The organism is Arthrobacter sp. Br18 (assembly GCF_000520555.1).
Taxonomy (GTDB): Bacteria; Actinomycetota; Actinomycetes; order Actinomycetales; family Micrococcaceae; genus Arthrobacter_D.
Map to the genome: position 1 here is coordinate 1 of NZ_KI914901.1, position 3,894 is coordinate 3,894.

Consider the following 3,894-nt stretch of genomic DNA (forward strand, 5'->3'; position numbering starts at 1 on the left):
GTCCAGCAACCATTCGTCGATCACTAACAGGGTGAAGGCCGCATACTTTCGCAGGAACTTCCCGGACCCGCCGGGGGTGTCTTGCGCGGCTACCCATGCGTCCTCGAGGTCCGGCATCCGTACGTAGTGGGCGCGGATCCTGTTCTCGCAGGCGCGCTTGGCGATCGCGCAGCCCAGATAGGACTTCCCTGATCCGGTGAATCCCTGGAAGACAACGTTTTGCTGCCGGTCCACGAACGAGCAAGTGCCGAGCTGACTGAGTAGCTGCTGGTTCAGGCCGCGCTCGTCTACCAGGTCGATGCGGCGCATGTCCGCGTTCGGGTAACGCAGTCCCGCCCGCCGGATGAGTCCAGCGATCTTGGAATGGGTGAACGTGGAGTAGGCGTCATCGACGACCAACCGGACGCGTTCCTCGAAGGAGAAGCCAATCGATAGCGTCTCGTCCTGAGTGTTGATCGCGTCCAACAACTCGCTGGCGTTCATCTCTCGGAGCTTGCGTTTGGTTTCTCCATCGAGCCGGCTCATCGGGTCCCTCCAGCGTAGTAAGCATTGCCACGGACGTATCCGCCATCATCACTTTCCGGCCTGTCCGGGACATGCCCGATCTTGTCCTGCCCGGTGTCAAGGATCGGCCGCAGATGCGCGTAGCGCGGTGACCGGATCGGTCCCCGTAAAGCCAGTGCGCAAGCCGCTTCCACCCTGGCCGGGGAAAACCGGCGTGAGAGCCGCAAGACTGCCAACGCCGGGTCGTAGCCTGCTTCCTCGATGAACACGGACTCGAAGATCTTGCCGATCACTGTCCCCGTCGCCGGCCCTATCCGGTCAGCCCACTCATCGATCCGGGCACGGGTCCAGGCTTGGAAGCTGCGCCCTTCGGGAAGGTCCGCAGCGTTGCTCTGATACCGGTTCGTTGTCGTCGCGGGCAGTAACAGGTGACTCGTTAAACGTTCGTCGCCCCGGTAAATTTCCAACAGGGTTTCCGTCACGCGCAGGTCCACATGAGCACCGATATGGGTGAAAGGGACGGAGTAGAAGTTCTTCGCCCAAACCACATGGCCGTTCCTGCCGACCTTGCGCTTATAAGCCCATGAACTGATTTCAAACGCAACCGCCGGCAGCGGTTGCATCAGCGGTAGCTCCTCGGTGGTGAACACGCTCAGCCGAGACCCGTCCCGCTTCTGGAACGGCTGCCGGTTATAGGCATCGATCTGCTCTCGGATCCGGCCCCGCAGCTGCGCCAGGGACGTGAACTGCTCGTGTCTCAAGCCCGCGATGACCCACGTAGCAACATGAGAGACAGTGTTCTCAACACTCGCTTTATCTTTCGGTGCCCGGACTCTGCCCGGTAGCACCGCGGCCGAATAGTGCGCGGCCATCTCCCGGTAAGCGTCGTTGAGGACGACTTCACCCTCGCGGGGATGGGAGATCACCCCGGTCTTCAGGTTGTCGGGCACCAGGCGCGGGACGGTGCCGCCGAAGGAAGCGAACATCGCCACGTGGGCGCGTAGCCACGACTCCTGGCGCATGTCCAGGCACGCCTCAACGAACGCGTATCTGCTGAACGGCAGACAGCCGACAAAAAGATATACCTTCGAAATCTCACCCGTGGTCGGGTCCAGAAGCTCCATCGTGGGCCCTGACCAGTCGACTTCGATACTGCGGCCGGCCTTATGGCCAACCCGCGACGACGCCCCCGTTACGGCCGCGTAGTCGCCGTAGAGCCGACAGAACCGGTCATAGCTCATCACTGCCTGCCCTGCCTGGGCGGTGGTGTCGACGTATTCCTGGTGCAACAGCTTCAACGTCACCCCGACCCGGGCCAGCTCCCGGTGCACCCGGGGCCAATCCGGTTGCGCGAAAACACTTTCCCGGACCCCTCGGCCAGGAAACAACGCCGCATAAACTTCGGCCTCGGACATCTCCGCGACATCGCCCCAGCCAAGCCCCAGCCGGTCCGCAGCATCGAGCACCGCCTGAATACTGTGCCGGGACATCCCATGCGCGGACTCGATTGCTCGCCGCGACAGGTTTTGATTACGTAACTGCAGAACCAGCTTCGCTTTAATCTTCCGTACCATTACCGGTACTCCTTCCACCACGTGGCCCTCACATGGTGGAAGGAGCTTCTCAGATGGTGCTCAACCACACCGACAGTGGTGCTGAACAACTCGCATCACGAAACTGAACAGCGGTGCTCACCCGCCCCGCAACCGGAGCCCACAAAGGCGAATATTCAGCTCTTCACGGATGAGGGTGTAGTTGGGGTCTGAAGCCGCCGGATTCCAGGAGGGATCGGGCGATGTAGTTGGTGAGGTTCCGGAAGCCGAGGGCGGAGCCGCGAAGGTGTTCGAGTCGCCCATTGATCGCCTCCGTGGGGCCGTTGCTGGTACCGGGGCGGTCGAAGAATGCGAGCACGTCGGCTGCGCGCTGTTTCAGTGTCCGTCCGAGCTGGCGGATCTCGGTCAGCGCGGCGGGGACGCCGCTGGTGACGGAGTCGATGACCGCCTGCATCATCTCCTTCCCTCGGGTCTTGTTCGGTTCCCGGTAGGCGGCGACGATCCGCTGATAGATACCCCAGGTCGCTTCGACCTCGAGGTGCTCCTCGCTCGCGAACACGGCTTCCAGGCGGGCCCGCTGCTTATCGGTGAGCAGGTCAGCGCCGGTATGCAGGGTTCGTCGGGCTTTGTAGAGAGGGTCGCCGGCTCGACCACGGTGTCCGATCGTGGCCTGTTGGACTCGTTGCCTGCACCTGTCCAACCCGTCCCCGGCGAGGCGAACAACATGGAACGGATCCATCACCGGAACCGCGTCGGGGAGCTCCTCAGAGGCGGCGGTCTTGAACCCGGTGAACCCGTCCATCGCGACCACCTCCACCCCGTCCCGCCACGCTTGCGGTCGGTCGGCGAGCCAGGCCTTGAACACGGCCTTGGATCGGCCCTCGACCATGTCCAGCAACCGTGCCGGGCCCGTCTTCTCACGGATCGGGGTGAGATCAATGATCACGGTCACGTACCTGTCCCCGCGTCGGGTATGCCGCCAGACATGCTCATCCACCCCGATCGTCGTGACCCCCTTGAACCGGGTCGGGTCATCAATCAGCCGCCGCTTGCCCTCCGCGAGAACAGCATCGTTCGCAGCACTCCACGACACTCCCAGCCCGGCCGCGACGCGGGTGACGGTCAAGTGATCGACCACGACCCCGGCCAATGCCCAGCGCAGTCCGCCGCGGGAGATCTTCTCCCGTGGCCGAGCCGCCTTGGATGTGTCTTGACGCCACACACGCCGACATCCCGAGCACTGGTACCGGCGTACCCGCACCAACAAGGTCGTGGGCCGGTGACCGAACGGCTCGTGCGCGAGTTCCCGCACCACGGTGTCTCGCGGCACGCCCTCCACACCGCATCTGCGGCACCACCCGTCTGGCTCAACGACGCGGCATTCCAGCACGGCACGATTCGGGTCCAGATGCTGTCCAACGGCTACCAAGCCGAGCTCGTCGAGGGAACAGAACGTCGTCAGGTCGGGAGTCGTGAAAGTAGGGTTGGGCACGTCGAGGTCTTTCGGCCGGATTGGTCAGTGTGAGAACTTCCATCCTCCGGGAGACCTCGACCCCTACCCCGCCCTGACGCGCCCACCCCGCCTACACCCTCATTCGTGAAGAGCCAGTTATAGAGGTCTCGGTAGATCGTCTCCGGCGCCACCTGCATCCGTTCATCGGTGGGGAACGTCGCTCTCAAATGCCAAGCGATCTGCGCAGGACTCCACCGTTTCTCGAGGAGCTGCTGGATCTGCTCCCGCAATTCCGGCGTCGACGCGATCTTCCCTCCCCTCGGTCGGAGGCGACGCTGCCGGGCGAGTTGCTGCGCATGGAACGGCGTATACCCCCCCCCCCCC

General features: G+C 63.4%; 3 protein-coding genes. All 3 read right to left on the minus strand.

The window, feature by feature from the left end; genetic code table 11:
• On the minus strand, nt 1-525 hold a 525-nt coding region (locus Y704_RS0117670; protein ID WP_026551091.1), incomplete at its 3' end, for an ATP-binding protein.
• A complete protein-coding gene (gene istA, locus Y704_RS0117675; RefSeq protein WP_026551086.1) occupies nt 522-2,078 on the minus strand; it encodes an IS21 family transposase in 1,557 nt (518 codons plus the stop codon). The genes istA and Y704_RS0117670, both read right to left, overlap by 4 nt.
• Before the next feature lie 163 nt (nt 2,079-2,241).
• Nucleotides 2,242-3,549, minus strand: a complete 1,308-nt coding sequence (locus Y704_RS0117680) for an ISL3 family transposase (protein WP_026551087.1) — start codon at nt 3,547-3,549, stop codon at nt 2,242-2,244.
• Nucleotides 3,550-3,894 lie beyond the last annotated feature (345 nt).